This window comes from Cohnella abietis, assembly GCF_004295585.1.
GTDB classification, from domain to species: domain Bacteria; phylum Bacillota; class Bacilli; order Paenibacillales; family Paenibacillaceae; genus Cohnella; species Cohnella abietis.
Map to the genome: position 1 here is coordinate 1,030,241 of NZ_AP019400.1, position 17,453 is coordinate 1,047,693.

Here is a 17,453-nt window from a genome sequence, read left to right on the forward strand (position 1 = left end):
GGATTTTCCCCCTCGCTTTACAGAAATTTAACACTCATCATGTTGACAACCGGACAATTGTCCGTTAACATCGAGATTAAACGGACAATTGTCCGGTATCGTTGCGGGTTTGCCTATGTAGTGCCCATATGTCCTTATTGTAACGTCAAAGACTAAGACGGTCAATGGACGAGAGAGGCTACACATAGGAAGCTCTAATTTGGATAGGAGGGTACACATGTCTTCAAAAGCAGCACCAGCATCAACGGAGGTCCCATTTTCTATACGTAGCATTCTAGGGCCGTTGATCGCGATTGTCGTAGGTATCTTTATGGTTATATTGGATGGAACGGCCGTTAACGTCGCTCTACCCAAGCTTCAAGAAGAATTTAAGCTGTTGAATCTGTCGCTCGTGCAATGGACGGTTATAGGCTATGCTTTAGCGCAGGCTGCGGTCATTCCATTGGCAGGCTGGTTATCGGATCGCTTCGGCGCGAAAAAAGTATTCTTGATCTCAGTTGGTTTATTTACCATCGGATCAGCGCTTTGTGCAATGGCCAACTCGGTTGAAACACTTATCGCTTTCCGTATCGTTCAAGGTTTAGGTGGAGGCGTCGTCGTTCCTATTGCGATGGCATTTATTTACCGCTTATCTCCTCCAGGGAAAGTCGGAACTATCATGGGTATGATGGGTATCCCGATCCTACTTGGTCCTGCTCTTGGACCTGTTGTAGCCGGTTGGTTCGTTGAATATCATAGCTGGCAATGGATATTCTTGATTAATCTGCCTATCGGAATTATCGCTATCTTCCTTGGAATTCGTAAGCTGCCTAACATTCAACGTCAATCTGTAGCCTCGTTAGATTTGCTAGGTATGATTTTAGGGCCTCTAGCTTTTGCCGCACTCGTATATGGCGTTTCTGAGGGTGGTATTGATCCTATATCAGGGAAATCCACTTGGACTGACGCATCTACGTTGATCGGCACGGGTGTTGGTTTAATTGCTTTGATTCTATTCGTTCTGGTGGAATTGAATCGCAAAGACCCGTTACTTGAGCTTAGAGTGTTCCGTTCCGGTAACTTTACTAAAGGGATTATCGTGCAATGGATTTCACAAATTGCTATGTTCGGAACAATGTTCCTTGTACCCCTGTTCTTGCAACAAGCACATGGATATAGCCCTCTTGAAACAGGCTTGATCATGCTGCCTCAAGCATTGGCATCTGGCTTGTTCATGCCAATTGGTGGTAAGCTGTCTGATCGCTTCGGTGCTCGTCCGCTAGTACTTGCAGGGATGGCGTTGACTGCGATAGCTACATTGCTTCTATCCAATATTTCTGGCGATTCCGGCATAGGTTCAGTTATGCTGCCGCTTGCTCTACTTGGAGCCGGTATGGGATTGTTCATGATGCCACTTAATAATCATCTCATTCAATCTGCACCGCAGAACCTTGTAGGTCGAGTAACTTCGCTTACTAATGCTGCGCAACAGGTAATGATGTCCTTTGCAATTGCCATTCTTATGACGATTTCGTCTACTAAGATGAATAATTTAATGGCTGAATCAGGCAAAACAAAACCGGATGTGAATTTGTTCGCCTCATCCTTCGGTTATACATTCCTAATCCTGCTTGGAATTGCTGTCGTTGGTGGAATATTAGGTCTAATGCTTACCAAGCCTAAGAAGGTAGAAGGCGAGCATGCTGAAGTTCCGATGATGATAGGGCACTAAGAGCCTTACATCAAATGATGTAAAAGAGGTCACCCTAAAGCTATGAAAGTAGCTGAGGGGCGGCCTCTTTTTTACACACGTATCATAAAGTATAGAATTTTCAATACTTTTCTGATATGTCTCCGACATAAACGTTGAGCGCCGTGAAAGACGGCGTCAGCCGTTTATGCTTGTCATTTAAAATTGGACGACCCCCGCAGAAGTACCTGTCGGGGGTCTTATTATTGAAGCGCAACCGCGCGATTCATCCTGAATTCACTTTCACGAATACAACGATAGCCCTACCTCTCCATCGTTCTTGCGACTCCGAGGTCGCGCCAGTGAGAATTCGTGTTCCTTCCAGCAGCCAATCTGAGATCCTAGATCTTTAATAAGGAATGTGTGGGAAAACGGAGGAATATTGCCCTAAGAGGATAAAACCTGAGGGTTACTACTTCTACAAGTTAATACTATACACTATTTACATTTATTTGTCAATGAATGTTCAAATTAAAAGGTCTAGAAAGGTAATCAATGGTATACTTTAGACATAATAACTCGTCGGCGAGGAAGGGAAAGAATCAATGTTTCAATACGCGCATGTTAAATGGTTCACGGATGTAAAGCCTGTCAAAGAGGTATTGGATAATGTCTTATCTCCAGTATTCATGAGTACAGCAATAGCTGTTGCTCTACTTCTGGCTATATTGACGCAAGTTCTTCCGGCTATAATGAAAATTTCCGCACTAGGAAAATTAGATCACCAGGTGGAGAGATTACGTCCTTGGTCATCGTACATTTTGCAATATGGTACAGCGTTAGCGCTATTGTGGTCGTTCCTGGAGGGGGATCTATTCGCACCTGAGTTTGCCCATCCAGAAGGAGGAGTGGCAATTGCTCTTGGCTTGACCATTGCATTATTGCTTATTCCGCATCACATTTCAGTGAAGCTAGGCTCGCTTGTTCTGATCGGTCTATATGTGTATTACATAGGGGAGTACGGCCTGTTTCACATGCTGGACTACGGCTTCTATTTAGCAATAGCTGCTGCTCTGTTATTTAATCGCACAAATTTTGAGCGTTGGTCGTTCCCTTTACTGTATCTGGGTACAGGACTTTCTCTCTGCTGGGTGGCAGTCGAGAAGTGGATTTTCCCAGCAATGAGTCTTGATATTATAGAAAACCATCACGTGCCGACCTTCGGCTTCCCACCGGCTGTGTTTATCGTACTGGCAGCATTCATTGAATTTGTAGTCGGTTATCTGCTCGTTGTAGGAATATTAAACCGATTGCTTTCAATTGTGCTTACAGGGATTTTTATAATGACAACAATGCTATTCGGATATACCGAAATCGTTGGACACTTTATGATTCACATTATATTGTTGCTGTTTATTATAGAGGGTGTCAGCTTCTACAAGCCCCCCGTTGACATGCACAAGACGAAGCTGGATAGAATTGTTTTTGTTGCGCTTAACTTCCTACTCGTGCTCGCTACTTTTCTGCTGTTATACTACCGATTTGCGTAAGCAATAACTAATAAATTGTCTGCATGTGTATTACCACCCTGATGTATAATAGGTAAAAAAAGGAGGAATATTGCATGGAGCAATTTGCGGTTGTTGTTAAAGAAATTCGGAAATTTCTAGCTTCTTTCAGAATCGTAAGGCAATTAATGCCCTTTCACCTACACATTATTTTTGGCGGACTAGGAATACTGTTATTGCAGGAGCTTCTAGTAAGAACAGACATAAACTACAAAACGTATAATACATTATTTTACGACATCCCTCTTCACTGGATCGCTTTTTATGGATTTTTCGTCGGGGGATGGTTAACGCTCATTTCTAAAAATGTAAAATACTTGCCTTATGCTTTGTGGGGGTATGCGTTTCTAGCTCTATTCCCTTTCGAATATCTGGGACTATACAACTTTCTGCAAGCGGCAATTTACGGAGTAGCCGGATATGCTCTGTTCCGCTATACAGCAACCTCGCATGGCGCTTCAGATAATCAAAGCTTGAATGTATAACTTTAGACATTGCACCGAAGCTAAAGAGCCAATTACTTGACCTACGGGTTTAGGAATTGGCTCTTTACTTTGTAGCGAGCAGAAGCTTTGAATATACGTCGACTAGACTGAAGACAATAGGTTTATACATTAAATTCATTAAGCTCCAAGGTATTAAATAAACTAGGCATCAAGCTACATATTTTGTCGACCAATTGTTCGATTAACTATTTCCTTGTTCACATTAATGTACACACTATCGCCATTTGACTTGTTGACTTAATGTTCGATAAAATTAAATGGATAGTAAATGGAAGTCGTAGTTATAAACAGATAAACATAATGAGGAGTGGAGCCGTTTGAAAAGTGTTATTGGATTTTCTTTGAAAAACAAATTCGCATTATGGATGATTACGATTATCGTAATTATTGCCGGTCTTTATTCTGGACTGAACATGAAGCAAGAGAGCTTACCAAATATTAGCTTCCCATTTCTTAACGTTACTACAATTGTTCCTGGTGCTGCTCCAGATGTCATTATAAAGCAGGTAACAGAGCCATTAGAGCAACGCCTCAAAAATGTAGATGGAATTAAGAATATCACTTCGACTTCAATGGAGAATGTTTCTTCCATTGCAATCGAGTATAATTTTGGTCAAAATATGGAGGCCGCAGTTACCCAACTACGGGAAGCGGCTGCAGAGGTTACCCTCCCAGAGGGAGTAAAAGCACCATCTATTTCTAAATTCTCCTTTTCCTCTTTTCCAGTTATCACTTTAAGTGCTTCTGGACAAAGTCTTGAGAATTTGACTAAAATCGTTTCCGATCAAATTCGTCCCGCACTGGAAGGTATCCCGGGAGTTGCTTCCGTTCAAATTGCAGGGCAATACGTTGAGGAAGTTACATTAAAGTTCGATGCTAAGAAAATGGCTGAGCTTGGATTAAATGAAGAAACAGTTAAAGGAATCGTTCAAGGCTCGGCTTTGAAGGTTCCGCTTGGCTTATTCCAGCTGGAGCAAACAGAGAAAACGGTAGTTGTTGATGGCCGTGTCACAACCATTGACGACTTGAAGAAAGTGGTAATTCCCGTTTTCCCATCAGCTACTAACCCTGGTGGTGCAGAGGCAGGAGCTGGTTTGCCTACTGTTACATTGGATGAAATCGCGGATGTGAAGATGACGGGTAAGGCGGAGTCGATCTCACGTACGAACGGCGAGGTTTCCATCGGAATCCAAATTGTTAAAGCCAACGATGCGAATACAGTTGATGTCGTTAATGGGGTTAAAAAGGAAGCTGATAAGCTGAAGGAAACCTTCAAGGACCTGAAGCTAGACGTCATGCTGGACCAAGGAAAGCCTATTGAAGAATCGGTTAAGACGATGCTTAGCAAGGCATTGTTCGGCGCATTGTTTGCAGTAGCTGTTATCTTATTATTCTTGCGGAACATTCGTACAACCATAATATCTATCGTTTCCATTCCATTGTCACTCATCATTGCAGTGCTTCTCCTGAAGCAATTCGATATTACACTTAATATTATGACGCTTGGTGCCATGACAGTTGCGATTGGGCGTGTGGTCGATGACTCCATTGTCGTAATCGAAAATATATACAGGCGTATGTCGTTGACAGGTGAGAAGCTAAAGGGCAGAGAGCTTGTTCTTGAAGCCACTCGGGAAATGTTCTTACCAATCATGTCTTCCACAATCGTAACGATAGCTGTTTTCTTGCCACTTGGTCTCGTAAGCGGAATGGTTGGACAGATTTTCCTTCCGTTCGCATTAACTATCGTATTCGCATTGTTAGCATCGCTTGTTGTTGCCGTTACTGTTGTGCCTATGCTAGCTCATCAAATGTTTAAAAATGGGATTAAAGCAGGTAAGGGGCACAATGAAGAGGAGAACCATGGACGACTCGCGAATGGTTACCGTAGCTTGCTTACATCTGCTTTGAACCATAAGATCATCACTTTGGTTATTGCATTCGCGCTGCTTGTAGGAAGTGTATTCCTTGTTCCGTTAATTGGAGCGAGCTTCTTGCCGGAGCAAGAGGATAAGTACGCTATGGTTACGTATTCCCCTGAACCGGGCGATCGGATTGAGGATGTCGAGCAGCGTGCCTTAATAGCAGAGAAGTATATGCTGGAGCAACCGGATGTTATTAGTCTGCAATATTCTATTGGTGGCGAGAACCCGCTACAACCGGGACCTTCGAAGTCGGGATTATTTTTCCTACAGTATAATAGCAAGACGAAAAATTTTGCGGATAAAAAAGAAGCGTTGCTTGAAGGATTGAAGAAGGCTGTGCCTAAGGGTGAATTTGCTGAGATGGAACAGGGTGGCGGCTTAGGAGGAAGCAACTTCAGTATTAATGTTTATGGAGACAATCTGGAGGAAATAAAGCCGGTAGTCGATAAGATAGCGGATTTAATGAAAAATGATTCTTCCTTCGAAAAAGTAAGCACGAGTCTATCCAAGACATACGAGCAATACACTATCGTGGCTGATCAAGCGAAGCTAAGCCAATATGGATTGACTGCTGGCCAGATTGCAATGAAGCTTAGCCCTATACGCAACCGCGCTGTACTGACACAGGTTGAGGAGCAAGGCAAAACGTATAACGTATATGTAGACGTTTCGGTAGCAGAGTACAAGGATATTAATGAGATACTCGATGCGAAGCTGCAATCTCCTCTTGGGGTTGAAGTAGCTATTCGGGACGTAGCTAGTGTCGAGAGAGGAACTTCCCCGAATGCTATCAAGCGGGAAAATTCTAAAATGGTTGTGGCTGTAAGTGGAGCAATCACGAAATCGGATGTAGCTAAGGTGTCGAGTGATTTACAAGCAAAAGTCGATAAGCTGGATAAGCCAGCTACCGTAGAAGTAAAATTTGGTGGAGTGACTGAGCAAATTAAAGAAACATTCACACAGCTAGGGCTCGCAATGGTAGCTGCAATAGCTATCGTATATCTCGTGCTGGTACTTGCATTCGGAGGAGGTCTTGCTCCATTCGCGATAATGTTCTCCTTGCCATTCGCGATTATCGGTGGACTTGCAGCGCTTTATCTCACAGGTGAAACGCTAAGCGTATCTGCTCTTATGGGCGCACTTATGCTCATTGGAATCGTGGTTACGAACGCAATTGTTCTCATTGACCGCGTTATTCACAAGGAGCAAGCAGGCTTATCGACACGTGAAGCATTGCTGGAAGCAGGAGGCACGCGTTTACGTCCAATTCTCATGACGGCTTTGGCGACAATCGGAGCGCTTTTACCACTAGCATTCGGCTTCGAGAGCTCTGGAATTATTTCCAAAGGGCTTGGCGTTACCGTTATTGGGGGGCTTATAAGCTCAACGCTGTTGACGCTACTGATTGTTCCGATTATTTATGAGATTCTCATGAAAATGAGACGTAAAACAAATAAGGTAAATGTTTAGTCGTCTGTAGTATTGTAAACAGGGGTTGTGGAGAAGGAGGAGAGTCATGCAGGACAAAAAAAAGCAGATTCTCGATGCAGCGATACTCTGCTTTGCCAGAAAGGGATTCAATGCGACTTCTATTCAAGAAATCGTCGATGAGCTTGGAATGGCAAAGGCCTCCATATACTTTTACTTCAAGTCGAAGGATGATTTGTTATTATCAATCATTGAATATTATGGGGAAATGATGTTTAATCGGCTGGAGGAGCCCCCGGAGGAAAGGGGGCTCCCGCCAAAAGAAAAGCTTGTCATACAATTGCAGCGACAGTTTCAATTCATATACGAGCATCAGGACTTCATGCGGATGTTAATTAAAGAGCCGCTAACGGGCTTACATCCACAAATCCAGCAAAAGGTGCTAAGAATTCGTGCGTGGGGCAAGCTATGGAACATGACCCAGCTAACGGCAACCTACGGCCGATCTATTGAGCCGTACTTGGGAGATGTTTCTGCACTATTGTCAGGTATTGTATCTCAATATTTAGAGGCTATTCTTTTTGAAGAGCAGAAATTTGATGATCTTCGTATAAGTCGTTTTCTCGTTCGTAGACTAGATGATCTCATCACAGGAATTGAGCAAGCAAGGGAAGTGCCCATATTGCCTATTCCTGATATAGCAACGCTGCGTAGTATGGCTGGTTTATCTCCGGAAGCAGGTAATGAAGAGGTAACTCTTGTCGAGGAGATAGTCGATAAGGTTAATGCATCAGCGTCGGAGAGCTACTGGGATGAAGGAACGTTAAACGATCTGTTGGCAGCGCTGCTCATATTAAAGGAAGAAGCCAAAAAGCCTGTACATCCGAATCACCTGCTCATTCGGGGGATGATTGCTTTAATAAGGCAGCATGCCTTAGAGGAATGGCATAGCTCGTTGGATAGATTGGAACAAAGTCTATTAAACAATTAGAGCCAAATCATAAAGTTCATCTAAATTTTTAGTTACTACCTACAACAATTCGACCAAGTTGTGTATAGTTAGAGGAAATATTACACAGCTTGGGGGATTTGCGGAAATGTATTGTGCCAATTGTGGAGAAAGATTGATAGAAACGGCTACAAGATGCCCCAGTTGTGGCACTGAAGTTAGACAGGCTCCTCCTGCGTTAGACAATTGGACGTCACAGGAAATAGCGGCAGCGACTCAACCTTCGCAGGATGAACAAGGCTGGCCGGCAGCGCCTGACACGTATCCAAGGGGCTTATCCGATCAAGCGAAGAAGCTGATTTTGGTCGGTTTGGCGGCAATTGTCGTTGTGTTCCTTATTTTCAAATTCACCAGTGGTGTTGGTGGTGGAAGTCATTCTACTCCGGAAAAAGCAGTAAAGGGCTATTTTAATGCCGTGAAGGGTAAGAATTTTAAGGGCATGTACTCTTATCTGACCGTATCTGTTATGGATCCCAAGGAATTGCCTGAAGGAGTAGACAAGGATAGCATTCTGAAAGATATAGAGAATCTTTTTGCAAAGGATACGAATAAGTATCTAGAAATCAAAATTAAAGATGTCAAAATCAACAATAGTTCAGCATCCGTGAATTTCGGTGTCGTCTTCGTAAATGAGGAAGGAAAATCTACGGAAGAAAACTCTATGGATGTAAAATTGATTAATGGCAAATGGTATGTTGATAATAGGTGGTACTAAAGGAAAACCCTCAACATTCTCTTAAGGGAGTGTTGAGGGTTTTTATTATTTCAACGCAACGCGCGCGGATACTTCACTTAACTCGCCAATCTCAGCATCAGTTAACCGGAAGCCCATTGCTTTCACGTTCTCCTCAGCATGCTGTAGCTTGGATGCACCTGGAATGGCAAATACTGATTCGCCATGCGCATTTATGATCCAATTGAGAGCTACTTGAGAAGCTGAGGCATTATATTGGTTGGCTAAACGGACAAGTACATCAATCAACGGTTTCGTTTGCTGTAAACCACTAGGCTTGAAGCCTTTCAGCATACGTCGTGGACCTGATACTTTACGTACAAGCTCAGGGTTGCTGTGGAACTTACCACTAAGAATGCCTTGCTCCAATGGGGAATAAGCAACGATAGCGATATCCAGCTCCTGGGCAGTTTCCAAAATACCATTACGCTCAATTCGCCGATCGAGCATACTATATTTGACTTGATTGGCAGCGAGTCGCAAGCCATGCTCTCGAAGAACGCGATCCGCTTCTCTCATCTTCGGAGCATTGAAATTGCTTACTCCCACATATCGGATTTTACCTTGTTCTGCGAGCTTGGCCATTTGCCTCATTTCGCTAGCGACCGAGGAGAAGGAGAACGGCTGATGGATCATGTACAGGTCTATCGGATACCCACCCAGACGGAGAAGTCTTTCCTCAATCGTACGTGGAATGCTACTAGCTGTTCGGAAGGCTGGCCACCACTTTGTAGCGACATGAGCATTCTTTGCTAGATCTCCGGCCGCATGTAAAGACTCAGCTAATATTTGCTCTGATTCGCCGCCGCCATATACTTCAGCAGTATCGAACCAGTTGATTCCGCCTTCTAGACTGATACGAACGATATCGTGGATGAGTGAATTATCTAGCTTCGGCCAATATCCCCCAACCATTCCCCGTGCTTTACTAAATTGCCAGCAGCCAAGTCCGAGCGGAGAAAGAAGCATATCCGTTGTACCAAACTTACGCAGGTCTGGTTTCACTAGTACATCCATCACTCGTCATCCTCCCAAAAGGTCAAATCATTTTTCGCAAGCAATATTCATGACTAACTCAAGTGTATTTCCTGGCGCTACCATTAGAAGCTCTTTCTTATCATTCAAAGCTTCGTTTAATGCAGTCCAAGGCTCAACACAGACAAAGGGTTTATCCTTAACTGACCAAAGCACAACATAACGGAACTGCTCGCTATAGGTAAGACGCACATGATAGCCCTCTGCAAGCGGGAAAACAATTTCCGTTTTCTTGGCGTCAAGCAACGCTGCCGATTCTACCATTGTCTCTAGATTCAGGGAGCCATTAAAAGGCTTTTGCTGATTGTCGTTATAATCGAGTATCCGGGTTGCGTCGGTAACGTAGCTAAGATTTTTGCCTTCCGTTGCAAAATAAGGATGGAAACCAGAAACCATCGGCATCTCTTGCTGAGAACGATTAAGGTATTGCTGCTCGATAGAGAGAATGCCATCTTGAAGACGGTAAGTAAAGCGTAGTTCAAATTCGAAAGGGTAGGCGGCGAGGGTTTCTGCATTGCTATGAAGCGAGAGTGTAATTGATGCGGAACCATCGGTGGACGTAGCTACTACTTCCCAAGGAAGGATTCGTGCGACTCCGTGATTTTTCATCTGATAGGTTTGACCGTCCCAATCATACTGCCCGTTAACGAGCTGTCCTGCGATAGGGAATAGAACAGGGATTCCGCCGCGAATGTTCGCTTGGGGATTTAAGAAGGTCTCACGGTCCAGATAAAGCAGCTCTTTGCCATTCAGAATACAGCTAGTTACAATACCGCCACGTTCGGGGCATACTGTGACTTGGGAATTCGTATGTACATCCTTCAACACATAAAGGGGGAATCCGTCAATAGATTGTTTGATTTGATAATTCGTGCTAGCATTCAATGGGTGTTCCTCCTGTACATGATCATTTATCTTCTTTATTATACCAATATTTGTTGCAGCACTAAACGGCAGCAAGAAATTAATTGACTCAAATGATTGGCGAAAAGGGATGTCTTACGTCATTTCCTAGGAAATTTTGTTGCTCAAATCGTTTGCAGCCGCCAATCCGCAACATGAATGCTGTCTATCTCGTATATAGGAAGTGCACATTAAAGAATAGAGGAGCGTGGGCGCCATTACGCCATTACCGCCTAGATCTTCGACATCGGCGTCAACTTCAATGAACGCAAGGACTTCAACAATTCCTTCGCGTAAAAATAAAGCAGCTCGACCGAAGAAGAAATCTGTATTATGGATGCTATTTAAGATTGTATTCGTGACTGGTTTTACCTTTTCCGTTTTATTTACCGGCTGGTTTTTCCTAACTCCTTCAGGTAAAGAGTACCGTTATATACTAGCTGACTCCATTATTACAACTCAGCATAGGGAATGGGCTAAGTATATTATTGGGGAGAAGGCTTTGCGGGAAAGGGTTTCTCTTTATGTGAAGCAGTTCGAAGAGATGGGGGAAGAACGGGATACCCACACACTTCCACCTAAAGATCAGCAAGGCGCAGGTGGAATCGGCGAGGCAGAGCCGGCGAAGCTAGTTACTATTGAGGAAGTGGACGGAGACGGATACCATGGCTATCTGATGACGGTGAGTGATCCGAAGAAGGTCAGGCTCGTGGTCCCTAATAAGAGGGGGCGTGGCGAAAGGGTTTCCAGCATGGTTAAACGGACGGGCGCGATTGCAGGAATAAACGCAGGTGGCTTCGCAGATCCCAATTGGAAAGGTAATGGATTTAAACCAATAGGCATTGTCATCAGTCAGGGTAAAATTTATTATAATGGGCTTGGCAGTAATAAAAGCGTGCAAATCGTTGGTATAGACAAGGAAGGCAAGATGTTAGCGGGGAAATACTCTGTTGATGAATTGATTAAATTGGGCATATCCGAAGCAGTAAGCTTCTCGCCGCGAATTATCGTCAATGGCAAAGGTCTTATTCCTAATCGTTCGCAAGGCTGGGGCATTGCTCCTCGTACGGTTATGGCACAAAAAGAAGATGGAACCATATTGTTTCTATTAATAGATGGGCGTCAACCGGGTTATAGCATGGGAGCAACCTTGTATGATGCACAGGAGATACTGCTTAAGCGCGGTGCCGTTATTGCGGCCAATTTGGATGGGGGCTCTTCTACTGTGCTAGTTGCGGAAAACGGTGAAATCGTGAATAAGCCTTCATCGTCCGCAGGCGAAAGGTATTTACCAACTGCATTTCTTGTGTTTGAGGATCCCGACGCCGTTGAGATACCGAACATTTGGGCGGGGCTAAAGCCGTCGGAGATTGATGCGGGGAAATGGTAGGAAAATAAGATTGCCATGGAAAGCGTAAATAGAGAGCCTGAATAGAAAGTCTGAATAGAAAGTCTGAATAGAAAGTCTGAATAGAAAGTCTGAATAGAAAGCCTCCAATTCCACTTTAATAAAGTTGGGGTTGGAGGCTTGTTTTAAACTGATTTTGGTTCCTTACTCATCTGATCGCTCGATACTAACGTGTACCACCGTCTTGAGGACGGCGAAGTCATTACTTGGATATGTCTCTGCTCACTCAGTACATAAGTATACCAAGAGGTCCTTCTTCATCAATGATATCTTGGATTTCAAAGACCGAGATTGGGAAGTAAGGAAAGCCCCAGGCATATGGAACAATGGCGTACAGAGGAAAATATATGACTAATGATTTGTCGGCGATATAGAAGTCCTGATCGGGTGTAATCCCCGGATATTCTACCAGTAATGGGAGCTGACGAGCTTTAATCTGGGCTTGAATAATGGTGTTCAGGCGGGCTTGATAATTACTGCCCTTCTTAAATAATTCCCCCAATGTGTAGCTGCGGCCGGTGTTAGCATCAAAGGTAAGGGATTTCTGCAGAGTGTTGCCGTGGGCGCCACCTGTAAATGTATAGTTGAGAAGCGATAGGCTGAGCACGCCTCGTTCATTTGTTTTGATTTCAAACGTTCCGTCCATTTGCTGAATATCCTTACTGGGAAATCCTTGGTCCTTCAGCAATTTTTGATTTGCTGCTGCAATCGACTTATTCATAGCCTCTTGAGCTGCTGGTGTTGTGCCTCCAGTCACGTAAGGAATTCTAATTTTTACGTTTTTGGCGGTCATTGTGCGGACTCGGATTGGAAGCATTAATGTTTGGCCGTTCATCGTCATTCCCCTTTGCTTGAGTGGGCTGGGCTAATATCATCCCAGTGTATGCAAAGGAGATAAATTGTGTCCTGACTATGAGGTTTGATGACCTAAGAAAAAAATATAAAAAATTTTGAATTAGTACTTGCAAACAACGTGATATGCTGGTAATATATTATCTTGTGAGCAACAAAATACGACATGCCGACTTAGCTCAACTGGTAGAGCAACTGACTTGTAATCAGTAGGTTGGGGGTTCAAGTCCTCTAGTCGGCACCAGTTTTAATCTAATGTAAATAACAACTTCCTGTGGAGCTGAATAGCTCTGCGGGATTTTTTATTTTCTCTGGTTGCTTTAATGTAATTCGGCGTGCAATACTTCTTCGATCGTTAGCTCTCGGCTAATGATTTCCTCGAGAAGCAGTTGAATGAATTCGTCATCAGGTGAATGCACAGAAGCTGCGTTAAATTTGTTGATCAGGAAGCAGTTGTCCAGAGCGTGGACAGCGTCTCTAATATCACGCAAATTAATCACCCCCTCATTTATTTGAGTAAGTTCATCATATCGCCAAAGTATTAGAAAATTTTATGAAAATATATGAGGTGTTTGTTAGTTTATTAAATACTTTAATTTCCATTACCCTGTTTGTGAGTGGTGAAAACATTAATATAAAGGTAAAAATAGAGATTAATGTAATAAATAAACGTAAATAATATGCGAAAAAAGGAATAAATTGTATATAAATTTTACTAAATAAGAAGAATCTTGTATCCTTGTCGAAGGGCACTCTCCTATGGGAGAAAATAACAAAATGTGCTCATATAGGGGGATAAGATTATGAAGAGAAATTCATCAAGAAAAGCTTTGAAGGTTTCAGTTGCGCTTGGTTTACTGGCGCTAGCGTTGAGTGCATGTGGTGGTAATTCCAAGGAAGAGAAAAATAGTCCATCACCTTATGTAAGTGCGTCACCATCGGCTTCTGCTACTTCATCGGAAAGTCCTTCAGCGTCACCATCCAGTGAAGCAAGTGTGGCAGCAGGGTTCAAGTTATTCGAAAGCAAAGAAAATGGTACAAGCATCCAGTACCCTGAAAGCTGGACAACTCAAGAGAACATCCCAGGAGCGATTATAGCTTTCTTAACTCCTCTCGAAGGTGAAAACGACAAGTTTCAAGAAAGCGTAAATATTGTTGTTCAGGATTTGGGTGGACAAGCTATTACGTTAGAGCAATACGGAGAGCTATCCAAACAGTCTCTACCTCAATTTATTACAGACATGGAATTGATTGATGCTGAATTAGCTAAAACGGATGCAGGAACTGAATTTTATACTTTAGAGTATACCGGTAAGCAGGGCGCATTTGATCTGCACTGGCGTCAAATAGTTACAATTTCTGGAGGCAAAGCTTATATTCTTAGCTATACTGCTGAGCCAGATAGCTTTGACAAATATGTTGAAACAGTAGGTACAATGGTTGATAGCTGGATATTTGAATAGAAATAGATAACAATAACAATAAGGCCTTCAATTCCACTGATGTGGGTTGAGGGCCTTATTTAATATATCGCAATGTATAGGAAAGAGTTATTTTGGTCGAATAGTTACGGGTGCTGGACATGTTGCTTTTCGTACGAGGCTCCCATAGGCAGGAGCATCTGTTGCGCTTCTTGCTTTAGAGCCTCTTCCCATAAAATAGACGATAGTGTTCTGCGCTGGATTTGCTCCAGCCTCTTACGGGCTAATTCAAATGTCACTCCGAAATGCATGGCGATCTGCCCGGCAGCTTCGTCAATTCTATCTGCCAGCTTCAAGTGCTGCAGCATAAAAAACGGAATAGCTGCATAAAGCACAAATCTGTTAGCTTCCGCTTCCTGTCCCTCGCAAAACAGTCGGGGCATAGTCGTCTGATTGCCTGCATGTCGCAGAACATGGCACAGCTCATGCAAGAAATCCTCCCATTGGGATTCCCGATCCTGACGCTGGTCGATCAAGATTGACCGCATCCCCATGTATTCAAGGGCTCTACTTGTGTCTTGCATGTAATGGACCCATACATCTAATCGTACAGCCACCTCATCGACGTTCAGAGATGATACGGAGACGATACCTGATCTCATCCACAATTGCTCAATCCATTGCTCCAACGGGGTGGTCTGATAGTATTTATACATAGTCCAGTCCTTTCAATGAGAATGTATGTTCGTATTTTTATTGAAAAGAAAAGCCCATAAGGGCTTGATGGAATACTTGATGGAATCTTATTTCTTTTCTTGCCGATCTCCCGGCTTGCGACCCTTTTCCTTCTCCTGAATAAACTCCCAGAACCGGCGCATTTCCTCTTTCCGTTCCTCTGGAGCATTTAAGTAATCCTTGAAGAATACCCCATGCTCTGGATTGTTTATAAATTGTTCGAAGGCCGGATATTCGGTCGTTCCTGGCGAGTCATTAATATCAGATAAGGCGTTATTCGTCCGACCAAGCAAGTAGTCCGTTGTTGTACGATAATATTCAGCGAAACGGCTTAGCATATCTGGATCTGGTTTACGATCGTCTGATTCATATCTGGAAAGCTGTACATTACTTATGCCTAGATGCTTTGCTGCTTCCAGCTGCGTTTTATTGAACTTCTCCCGACGTTCTCGAAGACGCAAACCTAACGACATGTTAATCTTCCTTCTTTATTATGGATAACTAGAGTGTACCATATTTTCCGTATGGGTAAAGAAGTTTATTTTGCCATATCGGTAAAATAAACGTTGACTTTGCCTTTTTGGCAATTTAATATGAGGATAAGTTACCTAATTGGTAATAAATGAGTGATAAAAGTAGTGGCGCGGGACATCCATAATGCAGTCATCCCTATGTGATGTTTTATTTTACAAATACAACTTGCCAAAATGGCAAAAAAAATAAAGGGGAGTGAAGGAATGAAGGACCTGATAATTACTGATTTAGGCACAGCAAGCTTAGAGAGCTACATCGAAACCAGAAGGATGCTGCTAAAGAAAGCGGACGAGCTAACAGTACGTATAAGCGAATTGGAGCCTGTTAGAACATTAGAAATGATGAATGAAATTCTTGTTTTAGATAAGGACCGTCGGTTGGTTGTCGAAATGATAGCGAGCTGCTCGTATGTCATTGAGTGGCTGAGGACAGGAAGAAGGCCGGGAAACCTACGAGGCATTGAACGTCGGTCAGGCACTCAGCGAGAGGTACTTATGGATCCAGCAATGCTACCTATGATTGCAAATCCAAGCATGCCTCGCTCCCCGCAGGAAGAAGAGAAGGGTGAAAATCGATTTCGCCTCGAAGCCGCACTACGCGGATTAACGGATCGTGAACGCAGCTGTTACATGCTTGCTCATGGGGAGAGCTACTCTTTATCCGAAATCGCCGCACTATTAAACATTAGCAAATCCAGTGTAGGCACTTATATGGTACGCGCTCAACGAAAGGTATCTGACAATGTCCAAGGCATTCTAATTTTAGTCGGCTAGCAGGGCTGTCGTACGGTTGCCACCTAATAGTGAGAGCAAAATTATTAACTAGGAGGGATAACATGGAGAGGCACATTTTACTTGACAGTTATGGGCTCCAGACATGAGAAGCGGTATCCGGCAACGATTGGCTCAGGCCATTCCGCTCATTGACGGCAGGGTAGTTGAAGTCCATCAAACTTCTGCTAGCATCGAGAAACCGTATGTGCTGCTCATACAAGGAGCGGATGTGGAAGACAATCAATGGACTGGATTCCGAGCTCAATTTGAGGTGTGGCCATACGTATCCCAGACGGAATTCACCGATGTGGACAAGCTCTCTGATTTAATCATGCTGGCGCTAGATAGACAGGTCATTATCGACCCTGATACTAACGAAGTGTTCACATGTCAGTATCAGGGAAACGTAGCCGCAGATAAGGCTGATGTCGAAAGGGATGGGATTACTCGAGGGCTCCGTTTCTCAGTAATGGCCGCTCGAAGCTATGAAGGGACGGTTGCCGTAGAGGATGATACTTGGCTCGTGGCTCTCACAAATTGGTCGAGTGTCGTGTTGGGCAATGAATGGCACGTTTATCGAGAAAGATGGCCGCTTGATTACATACGGCCTTCAGTTCTGTGGAGATTGGAAAATATCGAAGCATCAGCAGGAAATCGGGCAGCATTCGAGTTGAAAAAGCGAATTGTTGGCCATGTTATCGGTCGGACGTTGAATGAACAAACGACGAAGACATTGGAATTGGTGCATCGCTTAAACAGCAGTACCAAAATTCCACTCGATCTACCCAACCGACGCTATTTAACCTTATTAAATCCGATAGCTGATCTAGAATTGGATTCGATAACAGAAGGGCAAATATCGTTAACCTTAACTCGAAAAATCGAGCGACCGGTTGAAGAAAGCCCATTAATGCAGCAAATTAATTATCATTCGATTCTTTAATTGAGGTGGCC

The 17,453-nt window shown here is 43.5% G+C and carries 16 protein-coding genes and 1 tRNA gene; 11 read left to right on the forward strand and 6 right to left on the reverse strand.

The genetic code is table 11. The annotated features are described in order from the left end of the window. Window positions 1-217: 217 nt before the first annotated feature. The 6 genes from KCTCHS21_RS04170 (at window position 218) to KCTCHS21_RS04195 (ending at window position 8,820) form a co-directional block, all read left to right on the forward strand. Window positions 218-1,711, forward strand: coding sequence for an MDR family MFS transporter (locus KCTCHS21_RS04170; RefSeq protein ID WP_130605265.1), 1,494 nt, complete (start codon window positions 218-220; stop codon window positions 1,709-1,711). A 563-nt stretch (window positions 1,712-2,274) separates the two neighbouring features. Beyond that, on the forward strand, window positions 2,275-3,219 hold the full coding sequence (locus KCTCHS21_RS04175) for a DoxX family membrane protein (RefSeq protein ID WP_130605266.1): 945 nt from the start codon (window positions 2,275-2,277) through the stop codon (window positions 3,217-3,219). A gap of 74 nt (window positions 3,220-3,293) precedes the next feature. Continuing rightward, window positions 3,294-3,722, forward strand: coding sequence for a hypothetical protein (locus KCTCHS21_RS04180; RefSeq protein ID WP_130605267.1), 429 nt, complete (start codon window positions 3,294-3,296; stop codon window positions 3,720-3,722). A gap of 338 nt (window positions 3,723-4,060) precedes the next feature. After that, the gene (locus tag KCTCHS21_RS04185; RefSeq protein ID WP_130605268.1) at window positions 4,061-7,138 is read left to right on the forward strand and encodes an efflux RND transporter permease subunit; all 3,078 of its coding nucleotides are present in this window, start codon (window positions 4,061-4,063) and stop codon (window positions 7,136-7,138) included. A gap of 46 nt (window positions 7,139-7,184) precedes the next feature. Next, window positions 7,185-8,087, forward strand: a complete 903-nt coding sequence (locus tag KCTCHS21_RS04190; protein WP_130605269.1) for a TetR/AcrR family transcriptional regulator — start codon at window positions 7,185-7,187, stop codon at window positions 8,085-8,087. A 106-nt stretch (window positions 8,088-8,193) separates the two neighbouring features. Beyond that, window positions 8,194-8,820, forward strand: a complete 627-nt coding sequence (locus KCTCHS21_RS04195; protein ID WP_130605270.1) for a zinc-ribbon domain-containing protein — start codon at window positions 8,194-8,196, stop codon at window positions 8,818-8,820. Window positions 8,821-8,865: 45 nt separating this feature from the next. Here the strand turns inward: KCTCHS21_RS04195 and KCTCHS21_RS04200 are convergent, their stop codons facing one another. Continuing rightward, window positions 8,866-9,855, reverse strand: coding sequence for an aldo/keto reductase (locus tag KCTCHS21_RS04200; RefSeq protein ID WP_130616341.1), 990 nt, complete (start codon window positions 9,853-9,855; stop codon window positions 8,866-8,868). 27 nt (window positions 9,856-9,882) lie between these two features. Then, a complete protein-coding gene (locus KCTCHS21_RS04205) occupies window positions 9,883-10,758 on the reverse strand; it encodes an aldose epimerase family protein (protein ID WP_130605271.1) in 876 nt (291 codons plus the stop codon). Between the two features lie 280 nt (window positions 10,759-11,038). On the opposite strand from KCTCHS21_RS04205, the gene KCTCHS21_RS04210 reads away from it, so the two are divergent. Further along, on the forward strand, window positions 11,039-12,166 hold the full coding sequence (locus KCTCHS21_RS04210) for a phosphodiester glycosidase family protein (protein WP_130605272.1): 1,128 nt from the start codon (window positions 11,039-11,041) through the stop codon (window positions 12,164-12,166). Window positions 12,167-12,410: 244 nt separating this feature from the next. Here KCTCHS21_RS04210 and KCTCHS21_RS04215 read toward each other — a convergent pair whose 3' ends face one another. Beyond that, window positions 12,411-13,019 (reverse strand): DUF3298 and DUF4163 domain-containing protein, encoded by a 609-nt coding sequence (locus KCTCHS21_RS04215; protein WP_130605273.1) that lies wholly within the window; start codon window positions 13,017-13,019, stop codon window positions 12,411-12,413. 185 nt (window positions 13,020-13,204) lie between these two features. Between KCTCHS21_RS04215 and KCTCHS21_RS04220 the strand changes: the two genes are divergently transcribed. Continuing rightward, window positions 13,205-13,280 (forward strand) — tRNA-Thr (locus tag KCTCHS21_RS04220). A gap of 76 nt (window positions 13,281-13,356) precedes the next feature. Here the strand turns inward: KCTCHS21_RS04220 and sda are convergent. Next, a complete protein-coding gene (sda, locus tag KCTCHS21_RS04225; protein WP_157993943.1) occupies window positions 13,357-13,527 on the reverse strand; it encodes a sporulation histidine kinase inhibitor Sda in 171 nt (56 codons plus the stop codon). A gap of 312 nt (window positions 13,528-13,839) precedes the next feature. On the opposite strand from sda, the gene KCTCHS21_RS04230 reads away from it, so the two are divergent. Next, on the forward strand, window positions 13,840-14,499 hold the full coding sequence (locus KCTCHS21_RS04230) for a PsbP-related protein (RefSeq protein ID WP_130605275.1): 660 nt from the start codon (window positions 13,840-13,842) through the stop codon (window positions 14,497-14,499). Between the two features lie 104 nt (window positions 14,500-14,603). Here KCTCHS21_RS04230 and KCTCHS21_RS04235 read toward each other — a convergent pair whose 3' ends face one another. Together KCTCHS21_RS04235 and KCTCHS21_RS04240 are read right to left on the reverse strand one after the other, a co-directional pair. Continuing rightward, entirely contained in the window at window positions 14,604-15,173 is a 570-nt protein-coding gene (locus KCTCHS21_RS04235) for an ImmA/IrrE family metallo-endopeptidase (protein ID WP_130605276.1), read from the reverse strand. A gap of 87 nt (window positions 15,174-15,260) precedes the next feature. After that, a complete protein-coding gene (locus tag KCTCHS21_RS04240) occupies window positions 15,261-15,665 on the reverse strand; it encodes a helix-turn-helix domain-containing protein (RefSeq protein ID WP_130605277.1) in 405 nt (134 codons plus the stop codon). 264 nt (window positions 15,666-15,929) lie between these two features. Here KCTCHS21_RS04240 and KCTCHS21_RS04245 point away from each other — a divergent pair, with 264 nt between their 5' ends. Together KCTCHS21_RS04245 and KCTCHS21_RS04250 are read left to right on the forward strand one after the other, a co-directional pair. Then, window positions 15,930-16,499, forward strand: coding sequence for a sigma factor-like helix-turn-helix DNA-binding protein (locus KCTCHS21_RS04245; protein ID WP_157993944.1), 570 nt, complete (start codon window positions 15,930-15,932; stop codon window positions 16,497-16,499). A gap of 103 nt (window positions 16,500-16,602) precedes the next feature. After that, the gene (locus KCTCHS21_RS04250; RefSeq protein WP_130605279.1) at window positions 16,603-17,442 is read left to right on the forward strand and encodes a hypothetical protein; all 840 of its coding nucleotides are present in this window, start codon (window positions 16,603-16,605) and stop codon (window positions 17,440-17,442) included. Window positions 17,443-17,453: the final 11 nt, after the last annotated feature.

What these genes read in the sequence shown, in the direction of transcription:
- KCTCHS21_RS04170 (WP_130605265.1), top strand. Translation starts at nt 218, where the DNA reads ATGTCTTCAAAAGCAGCACCAGCATCAACGGAGGTCCCATTTTCTATA.
- KCTCHS21_RS04175 (WP_130605266.1), top strand. Translation starts at nt 2,275, where the DNA reads ATGTTTCAATACGCGCATGTTAAATGGTTCACGGATGTAAAGCCTGTC.
- KCTCHS21_RS04180 (WP_130605267.1), top strand. Translation starts at nt 3,294, where the DNA reads ATGGAGCAATTTGCGGTTGTTGTTAAAGAAATTCGGAAATTTCTAGCT.
- KCTCHS21_RS04190 (WP_130605269.1), top strand. Translation starts at nt 7,185, where the DNA reads ATGCAGGACAAAAAAAAGCAGATTCTCGATGCAGCGATACTCTGCTTT.
- KCTCHS21_RS04195 (WP_130605270.1), top strand. Translation starts at nt 8,194, where the DNA reads ATGTATTGTGCCAATTGTGGAGAAAGATTGATAGAAACGGCTACAAGA.
- KCTCHS21_RS04200 (WP_130616341.1), bottom strand. Translation starts at nt 9,855, where the DNA reads ATGGATGTACTAGTGAAACCAGACCTGCGTAAGTTTGGTACAACGGAT.
- KCTCHS21_RS04210 (WP_130605272.1), top strand. Translation starts at nt 11,039, where the DNA reads ATGAACGCAAGGACTTCAACAATTCCTTCGCGTAAAAATAAAGCAGCT.
- KCTCHS21_RS04215 (WP_130605273.1), bottom strand. Translation starts at nt 13,019, where the DNA reads ATGAACGGCCAAACATTAATGCTTCCAATCCGAGTCCGCACAATGACC.
- KCTCHS21_RS04230 (WP_130605275.1), top strand. Translation starts at nt 13,840, where the DNA reads ATGAAGAGAAATTCATCAAGAAAAGCTTTGAAGGTTTCAGTTGCGCTT.
- KCTCHS21_RS04235 (WP_130605276.1), bottom strand. Translation starts at nt 15,173, where the DNA reads ATGTATAAATACTATCAGACCACCCCGTTGGAGCAATGGATTGAGCAA.
- KCTCHS21_RS04240 (WP_130605277.1), bottom strand. Translation starts at nt 15,665, where the DNA reads ATGTCGTTAGGTTTGCGTCTTCGAGAACGTCGGGAGAAGTTCAATAAA.
- KCTCHS21_RS04245 (WP_157993944.1), top strand. Translation starts at nt 15,930, where the DNA reads ATGAAGGACCTGATAATTACTGATTTAGGCACAGCAAGCTTAGAGAGC.
- KCTCHS21_RS04250 (WP_130605279.1), top strand. Translation starts at nt 16,603, where the DNA reads ATGAGAAGCGGTATCCGGCAACGATTGGCTCAGGCCATTCCGCTCATT.